The sequence below is a fragment of the Aeromonas sp. Y289-2 genome, assembly GCF_027705925.1.
GTDB lineage: Bacteria > Pseudomonadota > Gammaproteobacteria > Enterobacterales > Aeromonadaceae > Aeromonas > Aeromonas veronii.
This window is the reverse complement of the sequence record NZ_JAPDCH010000008.1, coordinates 173,674-188,078: the sequence shown is the minus strand read 5'-3', so window position 1 is coordinate 188,078 and position 14,405 is coordinate 173,674. Positions and strand designations below refer to the sequence as shown.

Genomic DNA, 14,405 nt, shown 5'->3' with positions numbered 1-14,405 from the left:
CTTTTCGTCTCGGGTGGCACCAGCATATATGATGCTGTGCGGCTCGTCTAAAGGCAGCAAATGAGATGTTTCCGATGCTGAACCACACTCTGCTCTCAATGATTCATTATGGCAGCATAGCGGTGCTAATCCTTGCCCTCTGTGTCGAGTATCTGATCTTTCGGCGCGGCCTGAACATGCTGCGAGTGCGCCGCCTGCTGCTGGCAGATGGGGTGGCAGCGCTGGCGCTCTTCTCCATCTTTGCGACCGGGTGTCTGCTGGCCCTCGAACATGCCAGCTCGGTGGCAGAGATCTTTGTCCATCCTGCCCACAGCCTCAAGATGGGGCTGTTTCTGCTGATTGTCGGCTCCCTCGTTTATCCCAGCCGCCTCTTCTATCGCTGGCGTCGTGCCCTGCGTCTGGGCAAGGCGCCGATGATCTCCATTCAGCAGCACTTCCGGGTGGTGTGGATCCTGCGGGGCAATCTGCTACTGATTGCCCTGTTGGCCGTGTTCACCAAGCCCTCGCTGCTGTAACACTCGCTGTGCTCAAAAGCAGTGCGATGCAGAGCATGGAGAGCGAGAGCGAAGACAAAGAGTGGAGACAAGAGGATAGGGAGGCGGGTATCTTGGATCGGATAACCCGTCACGCGCCGATTTAAGGAAGAATCGCCATGCGCTCCAATCTGATGTTGCTGATGGCTGCCACCATCTGGGGTATGGGCTTTGTCGCCCAGCGCCTCGGGATGGATCACATGGGGCCCTATACCTTCAATGGCCTGCGCTTTCTGCTCGGTGCCCTCTCCCTGCTGCCGCTGCTCTGGTGGCTCAAATCCCGACAACCTGTTGCCGTCGCGGGCGACCATCGCCAGCTGCTGATCGGTGGTGTGCTGGCCGGGCTGGTGCTGTTCTGTGCCGCCTCCCTGCAGCAGGTGGGGCTGCTCTATACCACCGCCGCCAAGGCCGGTTTCATCACCGGGCTCTACATCATTCTGGTGCCGGTACTGGGGCTGCTGCTGCGCCACAAGAGCGGGCTCAATACCTGGATCGGCGCCATCATCGCGCTGGCCGGTCTCTATGTACTGAGCGTCACCGACGAGTTCACCATCGGCTTTGGCGATCTGCTGCAGGTGGTCGGCGCCCTCTTCTGGGCCGTTCACCTGCTGCTGGTGGATCACTACTCCAACCGGGTTGCTCCCATCAAGCTGGCTGGAGTGCAGTTCGTGGTCTGCGGCCTGCTTAGCCTCGCCACCGCCTTTGTCATCGAAACCCCGACTGTTAGCGGCGCAGTGGCCGGTTGGCAGGCGCTGCTCTATGCCGGGCTGGTGTCGGTCGGGGTGGGTTATACCCTGCAGGTGGTAGGGCAGCGGGGTGCTCATCCGGCCCACGCCGCCATCATCCTCAGTCTGGAGACCGTCTTTGCCGCCGTGGGGGGCGTGTTGCTGTTGGGTGAGACGCTGGATGAGCGCGCCATTGCCGGTTGTGCCCTGATGCTGGCGGGGATGCTTATCTCTCAAATCCGGCTGCGCTGGTGGTGGAAGTCGCGCCGGGACAAGGTGCCTGTGACCAAGTAAACCGCGCTCGCAGCATAACAAAAACGCCCCGACTGTCGGGGCGTTTTGCATGGTGGCTGTTCGGATCAGGGGCGCTGATCCAGCTCGCGCTCCAGCTCCATGGCCTTCTGACGGGCCGGATGGGTATTGAGGCGCTGCCAATAGGCTTGCAGATGCGGGAAGTGGGCTAGCTGGCCGCTTTGCGCCAGCAGATCCACTAGGAAGGAGTTCATGATGTCGGCGCCGGAGAGGCGATCCCCCACCAGATAGTGGCGATTCGCCAGTACCTCATTGAGGTAGCCCAGCACCTTGGCACACTCCGCCTTGGCGTAGTCCGGCAGGAAGCGCATCGGGCTGCCATCCTTGCGCACGAACATGTCGAGCAGCAGCGGCAGAATGCCGGAACTCTCGGCAAAGTGAAGCCACTGCAGATATTCGGGATACTCCGGGCTATCTGGTGCCGGTGCCAGCCGATCGGCAGCATAGCGGGCGATCAGGTACTCGGTGATGGCGCCCGATTCCGCCAGCACCCGGCCGTCGAACTCGATGACTGGCGACTTGCCGAGAGGGTGGATGGCCTTGAGCTCGGGCGGCGCCAGAAAGGTGGCGGCATCGCGCTGATACGCCTTGATCTCATAGGGCTGGCCCAGCTCTTCGAGCAGCCAGATGATGCGTTGGGAGCGGGATTTGTTCAGGTGGTGCAGGACTATCATAACGACCTCGATTCGGTGGCGGGAAAGTGTGTACGAACGGGCGAGGGGGACGGTTCACCGGCAGTAAAAAAGAGCGGGCTGATGCCCGCTCCCTTGCTGACTGACTCAGGCATCCAACGCCTGATCCAGATCCGCCAGAATGTCCTCGATCGCCTCGATCCCGACCGACAGCCGGATCATCTCGGGTTTCACCCCAGCCTTGGCCTGCTCTTCTTCGCTCAACTGGCGATGGGTGGTGGAGGCCGGGTGGCAGGCCAGCGACTTGGCGTCGCCGATATTGACCAGCCGCTTGAAGATCTTCAGCGCATCGTAGAAACGCACGCCCGCTTCATAACCATCCTTCAGACCGAACGAGAGGATGGCCGAGGGGCGACCGGCCATGTACTTCTCTGCCAGCAGATAGTGCGGGTGGCCCGGCAGACCGGCATAGCTGACCCAGGCCACCTTGGGGTGATGCTTGAGGTGATTGGCAACCCGCAGGGCGTTGTCGACGTGGCGCTCCATGCGCAGGCTCAGGGTCTCCAGCCCCTGCAGCAGCAGGAAGGCGTTCATCGGCGCCAGCGCCGCGCCGGTATTGCGCAGCGGCACGGTGCGCACCCGCCCGATAAAGGCAGCCGGGCCAAAGGCCTCGGTGTAGACCACCCCGTGGTAGGAGGGTTCGGGTTTGGTCAGCTGGGGGAAGCGCTCGGCGTGATCCGCCCAGGGGAACTTGCCCGAGTCGACGATGACGCCGCCCAGCGAGTTGCCGTGGCCGCCGACATATTTGGTCAGGCTGTGCACCACGATATCGGCGCCATGTTCGATGGGCTTGCAGAGCACCGGGGTGGCGACCGTGTTGTCGACGATGAGCGGCACGCCACAGGCGTGGGCCACCTTGGCGAAGGCGGCCAGATCGACGATGTTGCCCGCCGGGTTGCCGATGCTCTCGCAGTAGACCGCCTTGGTCTTGTCGTCGATAAGGGCGGCGATGGCCTCGGCGCTGTCATCTTTGGCGAAGCGTACCTCGACCCCGAAGCTTGGCAGCATGTGGGCGAACAAGGTGTAGGTGCCACCATAGAGCTGGGGTGTGGAGACAATGTTGTCACCGGCGGCGGTCAGCGCCTGAATGGCGTAGGTGATGGCGGCGGAACCTGCCGAGACCACCAGCGCGGCGATCCCCCCTTCCAGCGCGGCCATCCGCTGCTCCAGCACATCGTTGGTGGGGTTCATGATGCGGGTGTAGATGTTGCCCGGCACCGCCAGATTGAACAGATCCGCCCCGTGCTGGGCGCTCTCGAACTCGTAGGCCACCGTCTGGTAGATGGGCACGGCGACCGCCTTGGTGGTGGGGTCGCTGGAAAAGCCGTGGTGCAGGGCCAGGGTCGCATCTTTCATCACACACTCCTTGTTGGATGTTGCTTGTCGCAGTTATAGATGGATAGACGTCCAATCTATCAGGCCCGTGGCCGATGTAAACAGCAAGATCCGGCAAAGCAATGTCGCCCGCAGGGGATGCGTGTCCCGAGTGGTTGGCATGGCCCGCACTCAGAGACGACGGCGATACTCCTTGTCATCGATCTGGTTCATATCCCACTGCATCAGGCGGTTGAGCTGCTGCATGGGATCCTCGATGAGCGGCAAGGGGCGTGGCAGGATCCGCTTGAAGTAACGGCGCAAGGTCTGCTGGATCCGGTTCGGTTTGATGGGATTGGCGTGGCTCATGATGGTGCTCCTCTGCTGTGGTTCTCACGTTCATCAGCAGTATTGAGCTAAAATGCGGAAGTAAAAACTGATGACTTACAGCAACAGGATTTCCTCTTTTATGCCGACCGGTCGCCTTTACCAGCAATTTCAACGACTCGCCCAGCTGCTTGGCAGCGACGAGCGGGAGATCAGCCTCGCCGAGGTGGCGGATCTGCTCTGCTGCACCCCGCGCAACGCCCGCCTGCTGCTGCGGCGGATGCAGGATCAGGGCTGGCTCAGCTGGTCGGCGGAAGCGGGGCGGGGGCGGCGCTCCCGGCTCACCCTGCTCGACAGTCAGGAGAGCCTGACCCGGCGCCGCTTGCGGGATCTGCTCAGTCAGGGCCAGCTGGCGCAGGCGGTACGGCTGGCCGAAGATCGCCTCGATCTGCTCACTCCGTTGCTGATCGAACAGCTCGGTCAGGCCACCCGCGAGGGGCGCCAGATCCTGCGGGTGCCCTACTACCGGCCGCTGCCGCAGTTGCTGCCCACCGGCCCGATGCGCCGCTCCGAAATCCACCTGAGCCGCCAGATCTTCAACGGCCTGACCCGGCGAAATGAGGAAAATGGGGAAATCGAAGGGGATCTCGCCCACCACTGGGAGTGTCTGGGCCCCTGCCACTGGCGCTTCTACCTGCGTCCGGCGGTGCGCTTTCACCACGGCCGCGAGCTGGTGGTGGAAGATGTGATGGAGAGTCTGCTGGCCCTGCGGGATCGCCCGCTGTTCGCCCATCTGGATCGGCTGGAGAGCCCCTGGCCGCGCACGCTGGATCTCTATCTCGACAGCCCGGATCCCTGGCTGCCCAATCTGCTGGCGGAGCCGGTGGCGACCATATTGCCGCGGGAGCTCAAGGGGGAGGCGGGCTTTGCCCTGCAACCGGTGGGCACCGGCCCTTACCGGGTGGCTGCCAACGATCCCCTGCATCTTTGCCTTGCGGCATTCGATGACTACTTCGGCCTGCGCGCCCTGCTCGACGAGATCGATATCTGGATGCTGCCGGAGCTGGCGGAGCGACTGGAGACCCACCTGCAGCTGGGGCGCGACAGCCCTGAGCTCGGTACCATGCGCGGCGAATCGGAGCTGGAGTCGGGCTGCTACTTCCTGCTGCAGGACGATCGTTCCGGATCCTTGCAGGATCCCGCCCTGCGGCAGTGGCTCGGCCAGTTGCTCAATCCGGTGGCTCTGATGGGGCGGGTCGCCCCCGAGTTGCAACGGGGCTGGACCAGCGCCCTCGGCCTGCTGCCCCACTGGCGCGAAGCGCTACCCGCGCCCTTGCCCACACCGGCGCAGTTGCCGACGACCTTGGTGCTTGCCTGCTTCAACCAGCATCTGGAGTTCAACGAGTGTGCCAACGCCATGAGCAGCCTGCTGGCCGAACAGGGGATCAGGCTGGAGGTGCGCACCCTCGATTACGGTCGCTGGGTGAGTGGCGAGGATGAAGACGTGGATCTCTGGCTCGGCACCCTCAACCTCGAACATGCCGGCCCCTTTGCCCCCTACGCCTGGTTGCAGGGCACCCCGTTGCTGCGCAAGGTGTGGAGCAGTCAGCATGAGTTGTGGCAAGGGTTGATGCAGTGGCGCGCCAGCGGTGAGGAGCCTGGTCCCCGCGCCCTGCTGGCAACTGTGCAGCAGCAGAGCTGGTTTGTGCCGCTGTTTCACCACTGGCTGGAGCTGGAGAGCCGGGTCGGCGTGCACGGGGTGCGGATGACAGCGCTCGGCTGGTTCGATTTTCGCAGCGCCTGGCTGCGGCCCGAGCCGCCCCATCAGCCCGCAGAGGCGCCATAGTTCGTCCAATTTCTGTCGCGGCTGACGGGCGCTCCGTGGCCGCTTGCGTGAAAGATCCGTAAATCGGCCGCTGCTGCACAGTTTGTGTCACGCCTCTGTGCCATGCTGTTTCAGGTTATGGACAGCAGAGCAAATGAGGAAAACGATGAGCAACAATTCAGACAGTTCCGCAGGAAAATGCCCGGTCATGCACGGGGGAACCACCTCCGTCGAGACGTCCAGAATGGAGTGGTGGCCGAAGAGCCTCAACCTCGACATTCTTCACCAACACGATACCAAGACCAATCCGCTGGGGGCCGGTTTCAACTATCGGGAAGCCTTGAAGGGGCTCGATATGGCGGCCCTCAAGCAGGATGTGACCGCCCTGATGACCGACAGTCAGGAGTGGTGGCCCGCCGACTGGGGCCACTACGGCGGCCTGATGATCCGCATGGCCTGGCACTCGGCCGGGACTTACCGCATCGCCGATGGTCGCGGCGGCGGTGGCAGCGGCAACCAGCGTTTCGCCCCTCTCAACTCCTGGCCGGATAACGCCAACCTCGACAAGGCCCGTCGCCTGCTATGGCCCATCAAGAAGAAATACGGCAACAAGATCAGCTGGGCCGATCTGATCATTCTTGCGGGCACCGTGACCTATGAGTCCATGGGGCTCAAGACCTTCGGCTTCGCCTTTGGCCGCGAGGATATCTGGCATCCGGAGAAGGATATCTACTGGGGATCGGAGAAGGAATGGCTGGCGCCCAGCGGCAAGCCGGGCGGTCGTTACTCCGGCGAGCGGGATCTGGAAAACCCGCTGGCGGCGGTGATGATGGGGCTTATCTACGTCAACCCGGAAGGGGTGGATGGCCAGCCCGATCCGCTGAAAACCGCGCAAGATATGCGGGTCACCTTCGCCCGCATGGCGATGGATGACGAAGAGACGGTGGCGTTGACCGCCGGTGGCCACACTGTCGGCAAGGCTCACGGCAACGGCGATGCCAAACAGCTCGGGCCCGAGCCGGAAGGGGCCAGCCTCGAGGAGCAGGGGCTGGGCTGGATCAATCACCACAGCCGCGGCATCGGCCGCAACACTGTGACCAGCGGCATCGAAGGGGCCTGGACCACCCACCCGACCCAATGGGACAACGGCTACTTCGAGCTGCTGTTCAAGTACGACTGGTGGTTGCAAAAATCTCCGGCGGGGGCCCATCAGTGGGAACCGATCAATATCGCCGAAGAGGATATGCCGGTGGATGTGGAGGACCCGTCGATCCGCTGCAAACCCATGATGACGGATGCCGACATGGCGCTCAAATTCGACCCCGAGTATCGCAAGATTGCCGAGCGCTTCCGCGATGATCCGGCGGCCTTCTCCGACGCCTTCGCCCGCGCCTGGTTCAAGCTGACCCATAGGGATATGGGGCCGAAGAGCCGCTATGTCGGCCCCTATGTGCCGACAGAAGATCTGATCTGGCAGGATCCGGTGCCAGCCGGACGTGCCGATTATGACGTGGCGGCAGTCAAGGCCAGGATTGCCGCCAGCGGCCTCTCCATCAACGAGCGTGTGAGTACCGCCTGGGATAGTGCCCGTACCTTCCGTGGCTCCGACAAGCGGGGCGGTGCCAACGGCGCCCGCATCCGGCTGGCGCCGCAGAAGGATTGGCCGGGCAATGAACCGGCGCGGCTGGCGAAGGTGCTGGCGGTCTATGACAAGCTGGCGACCGAGTGTGGCGTCAGCGTCGCGGATCTCATCGTGCTGGGGGGCAACCTCGCCATCGAGCAGGCTGCCCAGGCCGCCGGGGTGACGGTGAGCGTGCCGTTTGCGCCGGGCCGGGGGGATGCCACTCAGGCTCAGACCGATGTGGCCTCGTTCGAGGTGCTGGAACCGCTGGCCGACGGCTTCCGCAACTGGCTCAAGCAGGACTATGTGGTGACGGCGGAGGAGTTGCTGCTGGATCGCGCCCAGTTGATGGGGCTTACCGCCTGCGAGATGACGGCGCTGGTCGGTGGGATGCGGGTGCTCGGCACCAACCACGGCGGTACCGGGCACGGGGTCTTTACCGATCGGGTCGGGGTACTCAGCAACGACTTCTTCGTCAACCTGACCGACATGGACTACCAGTGGCTGCCGAAAGCGAGCAATCTCTACGAGATCCGCGATCGCCGCAGCGGCGCCCTGAAGTGGACGGCTACCCGGGTGGATCTGGTGTTCGGCTCCAACTCGGTGCTGCGCGCCTATGCCGAGGTCTATGCCCAGGATGACAACAAGGAGAAGTTTGTCTGTGACTTCATCACCGCCTGGAACAAGGTGATGAATGCGGATCGCTTCGATCTGTTGGGCTAGCCCCCGAGCCGTTTGGTTATCTGCACCAGCCCCGCACACCCAAGATGTGCGGGGCTTTTTACTGCCCGCTTTTCTGTGCAGCCCTACAATCCGCCGCACTGCGACACCCGCTGGCCGGTCGCGCAGGGTCGTGGGCATCCCTGTGCTTGGGCCAGCAGTATCATGTAACATGTTGATCCGCTGGCGATGCCCGGCGGCCACCCATTGGCCACTGATGTCCCATGAACGGACAAGGACAGAAACAAAGAGACAAGGAGTCAACTCATGCTGGAAATGCAGATCCAACCCCGCTTTCAGGAGACGGATGCCCTCGGCCATATCAACAATACGGTGCCGGCGGTCTGGTTCGAATCGGCGCGGGATCCCCTGTTCCGGATCTTCTCCCCCGATCTGGATGTGCATAACTGGCATCTGATCATCGCGGGCTATACGGTGCAGTTCAAACGGGAGCTGTTCTACGGCCAGCCGGTCACCATCAAGACCGGCGTGCGCCGCATCGGCACCAGCTCCTTTACGGCCTGGCAGGAGGCCTGGCAGGGCGGCGAACTGGCCGTCACCGCCGAAACGACCCTGATCCATTTTGACTACCGGGCCCGCCAATCCCTGCCCCTGAGCGATGCTCACCGGGAAGGACTGCGGGCCTGGCTGACAGAGAGTTAACCACGGGCCGGATGGCCCATCACAGGAGTGTTATGTACAACTCAATGCGCAACACAGCGATCGCGCTGACCCTGGGATTCTGCTCCCTCCCTTCTCTGGCCGCTTCTCTCGCCGAGCAGTTTACCCTGATGGAGAAGGGGGCCGAGAGCGCCCTCGATACCCGTCAATTCAGCCATGACGGCGTCGATATCAAGGCCTGGATCGATGGCGCCCCCGTCATCATCGCCGTGCCCATCATGAACGAGCTGGGCAAGCTGGAAGGGGAGAGCCGCTATTACTTCAAGGGCGGCAAGCTGTTCGGGGTCAAAGAGCCCGCCGCCCAGTTCGCCTTTGACGACAGCGGCAAGCTGACCCAGTGGCTGGACGAGAAGGGTCAGCCCGCCGAGTTCGTCAGCAAGATGAGCATGCAGCAGCGTCAGGAGTGGCTCACCAAGCGGGCTGCCGAGCTGAGCAAGCTGTTTGTGGTGAGCGCGGCCGAACAGAAGGCGGCCAAGGGGGGCGTCAAGCTGAAGGGGGCGGATCTCGCTCACTGGCTCTGCAACGGCAAACTGATGGATCTCGCCCATGGCGACAAGGTGATCTTCGAGCAGGATAAGCTGAAGATTGGCGAGCAGGGGATCGAAGGGGAGGTCTCCCTGCGTCAGGATAAGGGGTGGCAGGAGCTGAGCCTCAAGTGCGAGGTGCAGGGCACCCTAGTGACCCGCCTCACTTGGCAGCCGCTGCCGGGGGCCAACAAGCCGCAATGAGCGCAATAGCAAGGGGGCCCATCTCGGGCCCCCTTCTCATTCGGTGTGTGGCTCCCCCAGTTTGAGCCGGGTGAGTGCCTCGACCCGGCGCCACTGTCCGGGCTCGAACCAGCGGGCCAGCAGCTCCTGCTGCTGTTCGGCCCGGGTCTCGTTCGGCAGTTGTCTGAGCTCGGCCAGAAAGCCGCTGAGCTGCTCCTCGAACCCTTGCCGGTTCTGCTCCAGCTGGTGCATCCGATCCACCGCTTCCGGCCCCCCTGTCTCCAGCAGCAGAGCCTCCCGTTTGGCCGGGTCCATCTGCGCCAGCCCTTGCAACTCCTCAAGTAGACGGCTGTTGGCCTCCGCCTCGCGAAACCAGCCCGGTTGCTCCGCCAGCCAGAGATCCAGCTCGCTGGCCAGCTGCGACTTGTCGCTGTCTCTTGCTTCCGCCAGCGCCCTGCGGCGCAGGGTCAGCTGCTCCATCAGCCGATCCTCGGCAAACAGCTGGGCCTGCTCCGCCGGGGTAAAGCTCTGCTGGCGCAGCTGCTCTCGCTCGTCAAACAGGATCTGCAAGCTGGCGAGGGAGATCTCGGTGGGCACCGTCAGGCTGCTCTGGGCGGAGACAAAGGTGCGATAGCGCGCCTGCAGGGCATCGGCGGCCTCCTGCTCGGGATCGTGCGGGTGGCTCTGTGCATGCTGGCTGGCTTGAGCGGGGGATGAGTCTGCCGTCGGTGCCGTGGGCCAGAGCAACACTCCGCCAAGCAGCAGGGTGATGGCGCAGGGCACGACGAGCAGGGTGGCTATCTTCATAGTCCCAGCTCCTTGAGACGGTTGGCATGCTGGCGATAGAGGGTGACCGGATCGGTCTCGAACAGATGGTGGATACCGAAGGACTGGTTCACTTCGTCCAGATGGTTCATCCGGTAGCCGGTGCCGATCACCTTGCCGAGGTGGCTGCTGCAGACCCCGACCAGTCCGTCATTGGGCTCCTTGAAGAAGGCACCGGTCAGCGCCAGCGCAGGATCCACCGGATCCAGCAGATTGGTCAGGTTGCCGCGCCCGCTCCAGGAGAAGTAGTAGACGCCGTTGGCTGCCTGCATCGGCCCCTCGCCGCAATAGCGGCTGGGCAGCCCCTCCGGGTAGCGCTGGTTGAACTGGCTGGCTCCCTTGCTGGTGAGGGCATCGAGGGCGGCGACCGGATCTTGCGGCAGCTGGCTCCCGCCCGAGAGCAGTGAAATCATGCCGGAGAGAGCGTGGGCCGCGGCGGCAGCCAGCTTCTCGGCGGCGCTGCCGGGGGCGGCATTGGCCCGCACCAGATCGGCAATCTCGGAGCCATAGTTGACCCCGCCGACGCTGGTGGCGGAGGCGACCAGCTCGGGGGCGACCGAGGCGACATAGCGGATGGTGGGGCCACCGTGGGAGTGGCCGATGAGGTTGACCTTCTCGGCGCCGGTGGCCGCCAGCAGCAGCTCGACCTGGGCGAGCAGCTGCTCCCCCCGTTGCTCCGAACTGGCGGTGGCTGACACCTGGGCCACGTAGACTTTGGCACCATCCCGGCTCAGGGCCTGGGGAATGCCGTAGAAGTAATCGACCCCGAGCAGCTTGTCGAAGCCGAACAGGCCGTGCACCAGCACTATGGGGTAGCGGGTCTGGGTGTATCCGCTGGCGTGTGCCAGCATGGGCAGGGTGCAGAGCAGCACCAGAAGCCATCTCTTCATCATCAGCATCCTTGTTGATTCGTGAGGAACAGATTGTGTGGCGTACTCCATGTTCGCCGGTGCCAGTATGGTGGCTGCTGACGGGAGAGGCTGTGAGGGGGATCGCAACTCGGGATTCAAAAGGGATTCAGGGTGCGGGCGGGGAGGCTGAACTCCCCGCCCTGCGGCTTATTGCCACTCCACCAGGTGATACTGCTTCTTGCCCCGGCGCAGCAGCAGGTAGCGACCAAACAGCCGATCAGTAGCGCTCAGCTGTTCATCCTGCTTGATCACACCATTGAGGCTGATGGCCCCCGCCGCCAGCAGCTCGCGGGCGATGCGTTTGGAGTTCGCCAGACCGCAGCTGACCAGCAGGCTGACCAGGTCCGTCTCGCCGCTGACGGTGCTGCATGGCATGCCATCCTGCGCCAGCTGGGCCAGATCGCTCTCGCCGAGGCGAGCTACATCGCCGCTAAACAGCAGTTCGCTGATGCGCTGCACTGCCGCCAACGCCGCCTTGCCGTGTACCAGCTCGGTCAGCTCGTTCGCCAACACCTGCTGGGCCTGCTTGCGCCCCTGCCGCTTCGCGTCTTCCGCCTCCAGTGCATCAATCTCGCTCAGCGACATAAAGCTGTAGTAGCGCAGGAAGCGGTAGACATCCTCATCCGCGGTGCCGAGCCAGAACTGGTAGAAGGCGTAAGGGGAGGTGAGCGCCGGATCGAGCCAGACCGCGCCCCCTTCGGTCTTGCCGAACTTGGTGCCGTCTGCCTTGGTGATAAGGGGCAGGGTCATGCCGTGCACCTGCGCCTGATGGAGGCGACGGGTGAGATCCATGCCGCTGGTGATATTGCCCCACTGGTCGTTGCCGCCAATCTGCAGGGTGCAACCGAGCCGCTGGTGCAGCACCGCAAAGTCGTAGGATTGCAGCAGGGCGTAGGAGAACTCGGTGAACGAGATGCCCTGATCCGGGCGGGCCAGTCGCTGGCGCACCGACTCCCGCGCCAGCATGGCATTGACCGAGAAGTGCTTGCCGATATCCCGCAGAAAGTCGAGGGCGGACATCTGCCCCATCCAGTCGCCATTGTTGACCAGTTGCGGGGCCGACAGGCCCTCATCGGCGGGCAGCAGCGCCCTGATTTGGGCCGACAGGCTGGCGACCCAACCCTGCACGGTATCGGCACTGTTGAGGCTGCGCTCGGTCGCCTTGAAGCTGGGATCGCCGATAAGGCCGGTTGCCCCGCCCACCAGTGCCACCGGGGTGTGGCCCGCCAGCTGGAAGCGGCGCAGCATCAAGAGCGGCACCAGATGACCGATATGCAGGCTGCCAGCGGTGGGATCGAACCCGCAATAGACGGTGCGCGGGGTGGCAAGATGGTCGGCCAGGGCCGCCGGGTCGGAATTCTGGGCCACAAGGCCGCGCTCGGTCAGCTCATCGAGCAGGTGGGGGTTGATCATGGGTTCTCCAACAGCAGGGGGAAAAGCCGTCATCCTCGCCGTTCTGGTTGGTGGTGGATATGTCCCCTAAGGGACAGTTTTGCCACTCTCGTGCTAGCATTCAGCCATAGCGGGGAATCGCTCCCCGTCACCGGAAACGTGCCACCATGACCCAGCCATTCACCACAGATGCCTTAACCCGCAGCATGACCGAGGTGGTCGATGCCCTGCACAGTAGCGCCTTTGCGGCGGCGCTGGTGCGGCTGATCCAGCAACAGGTGGCGTTTGATTGCGCCCTGCTGCTCGGGGTGGGGCAGCGCCCCGTCTACCTCTACGACAACCTCAATCATCAGCGGGCTCTGTTGTTTGACCGCTACCTCACCAGCCACTTCAGTCAGGATCCCTTTATGCAGGCGCTGGAGCAGGGCTTGCCTGCCGGCGTCTGGACCCTGGCGCAGGTCTCCCAAGGGCGGCTCGATCCCGAATATCGCCACCACTTCTATCAGGCCACCGGCTGGCAGGAGGAGGTGGGGCTGATCCTGCCGGTGCGGGACGGACTGACGCTGATGCTGTTTCTGGGGCGCCTCGACAAGCGCAGTACCCTCAGTCGTGACGAGCTGGCGAGGCTGGAGCAGCTGTTCCCGCTGGTGCATTCGCTCTGTCGTCAGCAGTGGCGGCAGAGCCAGCCGCTGCTGGCCCAGAGCACTGCGCTGCCAGATAGCGCCAGCCTCAAGAGCGCGGTGGAGCTGGCGATGGCGAGTGTCGGGGGGGATCTGCTCACCCGGCGCGAGCGGCAGGTGGCGGAGTTGCTGCTGCAGGGACTGGATACGGAGGCGATTGCCGCAGCGCTCGGGATTGGCAGCGGCACGGTGAAGAATCACCGCAAGCATCTCTATGGCAAGCTGCGGCTCGGCTCGCGGGCCGAGCTGTTCAATCTCTTTCTGAACCACCTCATTACGGCGCCGGTGGAGGCATCCCCCGTCTCATCGACGGGAGATACAACGAGCCCGCCATAGGGCGGGCCGGGGTTACTCGATGCGCGGGAGGGTGGGAGTGGTTTCGGGCAGGATACTGAGCAACTGGTAGCGCTTCATCAGCTGCTTGTTTTCATCCCCCTGTCTGACCTTGTCCAGCGCCTGTTGCAGGCGGGCAACCTGTTGTTTGTCTGCCCTCAGGTTGAAGGCGAAGCAGTTGTCCTGCTCTTCAATGATCGCGACGGTGACAAAATCCTCGCTGGGGAAACCCAGCTCTTTGGCCTGATGGCGCAACATCACCTCGTTGCCCGCCACCAGATCGGTGCGTGCCATGATGAGCTGGCGCACCACCTGATCCATACGCTCCACCGCCATCATATTGCCCGGGCTGATCCCGCGGTTGAGCAGCAACTGCTCCCCGACATCCGCCTGCATCACGCCGATCTGCAGCTTGGCGAGATCCGCTTTGCTGGCCACTTTGGGGGCATCCTGCTTGCGGCCGACCAGCGCGACCCTGGAGTGGCTGATGGGGCAGACCCAGAGGAAGTGGGGATCCCGCTCCTTGGTGTGCGCCGTGGTAAAGAGCACGGCCTCTTGCTGCTGGGTCAGCAGATACCAGCCGCGGGCCCAGGGCAGAAAGTGGATGGGTTGCTCCGGCTCTCCCATTTCACGCCACATCAGGCGTAGCAACTCGACCGCCAACCCCACTGGCTGACCATTTTTATCCTGGCCATTGAGTGGCATGTTCTGCTCCGAATAGTAGATAAGTGCCGGAGCCGGGAGCGCGATAAACAGGGCGAGAGAAGCGAGAGCAGGGAGCAGACGACGCATGATGCACTCCTTGTG

The 14,405-nt window shown here is 63.5% G+C and carries 14 protein-coding genes; 7 read left to right on the top strand and 7 right to left on the bottom strand.

The genetic code is table 11. The annotated features are described in order from the left end of the window. Positions 1 to 74: 74 nt before the first annotated feature. The gene (locus tag OKC43_RS13845) at positions 75 to 515 is read left to right on the top strand and encodes a DUF2214 family protein (RefSeq protein ID WP_216950004.1); all 441 of its coding nucleotides are present in this window, start codon (positions 75 to 77) and stop codon (positions 513 to 515) included. Between the two features lie 137 nt (positions 516 to 652). Then, complete coding sequence (locus tag OKC43_RS13840; protein ID WP_236271733.1) at positions 653 to 1,552, top strand: DMT family transporter; 900 nt, start codon at positions 653 to 655, stop codon at positions 1,550 to 1,552. A 65-nt stretch (positions 1,553 to 1,617) separates the two neighbouring features. Here the strand turns inward: OKC43_RS13840 and OKC43_RS13835 are convergent, their stop codons facing one another. The 3 genes from OKC43_RS13835 to OKC43_RS13825 form a co-directional block, all read right to left on the bottom strand. Next, a complete protein-coding gene (locus OKC43_RS13835) occupies positions 1,618 to 2,244 on the bottom strand; it encodes a glutathione S-transferase family protein (protein WP_202005052.1) in 627 nt (208 codons plus the stop codon). Positions 2,245 to 2,349: 105 nt separating this feature from the next. Then, positions 2,350 to 3,618 (bottom strand): O-acetylhomoserine aminocarboxypropyltransferase/cysteine synthase family protein, encoded by a 1,269-nt coding sequence (locus tag OKC43_RS13830; RefSeq protein WP_236271734.1) that lies wholly within the window; start codon positions 3,616 to 3,618, stop codon positions 2,350 to 2,352. Positions 3,619 to 3,768: 150 nt separating this feature from the next. After that, positions 3,769 to 3,945: a hypothetical protein gene (locus OKC43_RS13825; protein WP_005355239.1), complete on the bottom strand. Its 177-nt coding sequence runs from the start codon at positions 3,943 to 3,945 to the stop codon at positions 3,769 to 3,771. A gap of 100 nt (positions 3,946 to 4,045) precedes the next feature. On the opposite strand from OKC43_RS13825, the gene sgrR reads away from it, so the two are divergent. The 4 genes from sgrR to OKC43_RS13805 all read left to right on the top strand — a co-directional run bounded on the left by sgrR (position 4,046) and on the right by OKC43_RS13805 (position 9,478). Continuing rightward, positions 4,046 to 5,749, top strand: a complete 1,704-nt coding sequence (sgrR, locus tag OKC43_RS13820) for an HTH-type transcriptional regulator SgrR (RefSeq protein ID WP_201907731.1) — start codon at positions 4,046 to 4,048, stop codon at positions 5,747 to 5,749. Between the two features lie 145 nt (positions 5,750 to 5,894). Then, a complete protein-coding gene (katG, locus tag OKC43_RS13815) occupies positions 5,895 to 8,072 on the top strand; it encodes a catalase/peroxidase HPI (protein ID WP_236271735.1) in 2,178 nt (725 codons plus the stop codon). A 264-nt stretch (positions 8,073 to 8,336) separates the two neighbouring features. Continuing rightward, positions 8,337 to 8,732, top strand: a complete 396-nt coding sequence (locus OKC43_RS13810; RefSeq protein ID WP_236271736.1) for an acyl-CoA thioesterase — start codon at positions 8,337 to 8,339, stop codon at positions 8,730 to 8,732. Positions 8,733 to 8,776: 44 nt separating this feature from the next. Then, positions 8,777 to 9,478 (top strand): hypothetical protein, encoded by a 702-nt coding sequence (locus OKC43_RS13805; RefSeq protein ID WP_236271802.1) that lies wholly within the window; start codon positions 8,777 to 8,779, stop codon positions 9,476 to 9,478. A gap of 36 nt (positions 9,479 to 9,514) precedes the next feature. On the opposite strand, the gene OKC43_RS13800 is transcribed toward OKC43_RS13805, so the two are convergent. The 3 genes from OKC43_RS13800 to tyrS form a co-directional block, all read right to left on the bottom strand. Next, the gene (locus OKC43_RS13800) at positions 9,515 to 10,264 is read right to left on the bottom strand and encodes a lipase secretion chaperone (protein WP_236271737.1); all 750 of its coding nucleotides are present in this window, start codon (positions 10,262 to 10,264) and stop codon (positions 9,515 to 9,517) included. Continuing rightward, positions 10,261 to 11,172, bottom strand: a complete 912-nt coding sequence (locus tag OKC43_RS13795; RefSeq protein ID WP_236271803.1) for a lipase family alpha/beta hydrolase — start codon at positions 11,170 to 11,172, stop codon at positions 10,261 to 10,263. Before OKC43_RS13795 ends, OKC43_RS13800 begins: the two co-directional genes overlap by 4 nt. A gap of 168 nt (positions 11,173 to 11,340) precedes the next feature. Continuing rightward, positions 11,341 to 12,606, bottom strand: coding sequence for a tyrosine--tRNA ligase (gene tyrS, locus OKC43_RS13790; protein WP_139734570.1), 1,266 nt, complete (start codon positions 12,604 to 12,606; stop codon positions 11,341 to 11,343). A 146-nt stretch (positions 12,607 to 12,752) separates the two neighbouring features. On the opposite strand from tyrS, the gene OKC43_RS13785 reads away from it, so the two are divergent. Then, positions 12,753 to 13,601, top strand: a complete 849-nt coding sequence (locus OKC43_RS13785; protein ID WP_236271738.1) for a helix-turn-helix transcriptional regulator — start codon at positions 12,753 to 12,755, stop codon at positions 13,599 to 13,601. 12 nt (positions 13,602 to 13,613) lie between these two features. On the opposite strand, the gene OKC43_RS13780 is transcribed toward OKC43_RS13785, so the two are convergent. Continuing rightward, complete coding sequence (locus OKC43_RS13780) at positions 13,614 to 14,390, bottom strand: substrate-binding periplasmic protein (RefSeq protein WP_270804017.1); 777 nt, start codon at positions 14,388 to 14,390, stop codon at positions 13,614 to 13,616. Between the last annotated feature and the right edge of the window lie 15 nt (positions 14,391 to 14,405).

Excerpts from the sequence above, each read along its gene's own strand:
- OKC43_RS13810 (WP_236271736.1), top strand. The coding sequence starts at position 8,337 with ATGCTGGAAATGCAGATCCAACCCCGCTTTCAGGAGACGGATGCCCTC.
- OKC43_RS13835 (WP_202005052.1), bottom strand. The coding sequence starts at position 2,244 with ATGATAGTCCTGCACCACCTGAACAAATCCCGCTCCCAACGCATCATC.
- OKC43_RS13845 (WP_216950004.1), top strand. The coding sequence starts at position 75 with ATGCTGAACCACACTCTGCTCTCAATGATTCATTATGGCAGCATAGCG.
- OKC43_RS13805 (WP_236271802.1), top strand. The coding sequence starts at position 8,777 with ATGCGCAACACAGCGATCGCGCTGACCCTGGGATTCTGCTCCCTCCCT.
- OKC43_RS13800 (WP_236271737.1), bottom strand. The coding sequence starts at position 10,264 with ATGAAGATAGCCACCCTGCTCGTCGTGCCCTGCGCCATCACCCTGCTG.
- OKC43_RS13785 (WP_236271738.1), top strand. The coding sequence starts at position 12,753 with ATGACCCAGCCATTCACCACAGATGCCTTAACCCGCAGCATGACCGAG.
- tyrS (WP_139734570.1), bottom strand. The coding sequence starts at position 12,606 with ATGATCAACCCCCACCTGCTCGATGAGCTGACCGAGCGCGGCCTTGTG.
- sgrR (WP_201907731.1), top strand. The coding sequence starts at position 4,046 with ATGCCGACCGGTCGCCTTTACCAGCAATTTCAACGACTCGCCCAGCTG.
- OKC43_RS13780 (WP_270804017.1), bottom strand. The coding sequence starts at position 14,390 with ATGCGTCGTCTGCTCCCTGCTCTCGCTTCTCTCGCCCTGTTTATCGCG.
- OKC43_RS13830 (WP_236271734.1), bottom strand. The coding sequence starts at position 3,618 with ATGAAAGATGCGACCCTGGCCCTGCACCACGGCTTTTCCAGCGACCCC.
- OKC43_RS13795 (WP_236271803.1), bottom strand. The coding sequence starts at position 11,172 with ATGAAGAGATGGCTTCTGGTGCTGCTCTGCACCCTGCCCATGCTGGCA.
- OKC43_RS13840 (WP_236271733.1), top strand. The coding sequence starts at position 653 with ATGCGCTCCAATCTGATGTTGCTGATGGCTGCCACCATCTGGGGTATG.
- katG (WP_236271735.1), top strand. The coding sequence starts at position 5,895 with ATGAGCAACAATTCAGACAGTTCCGCAGGAAAATGCCCGGTCATGCAC.
- OKC43_RS13825 (WP_005355239.1), bottom strand. The coding sequence starts at position 3,945 with ATGAGCCACGCCAATCCCATCAAACCGAACCGGATCCAGCAGACCTTG.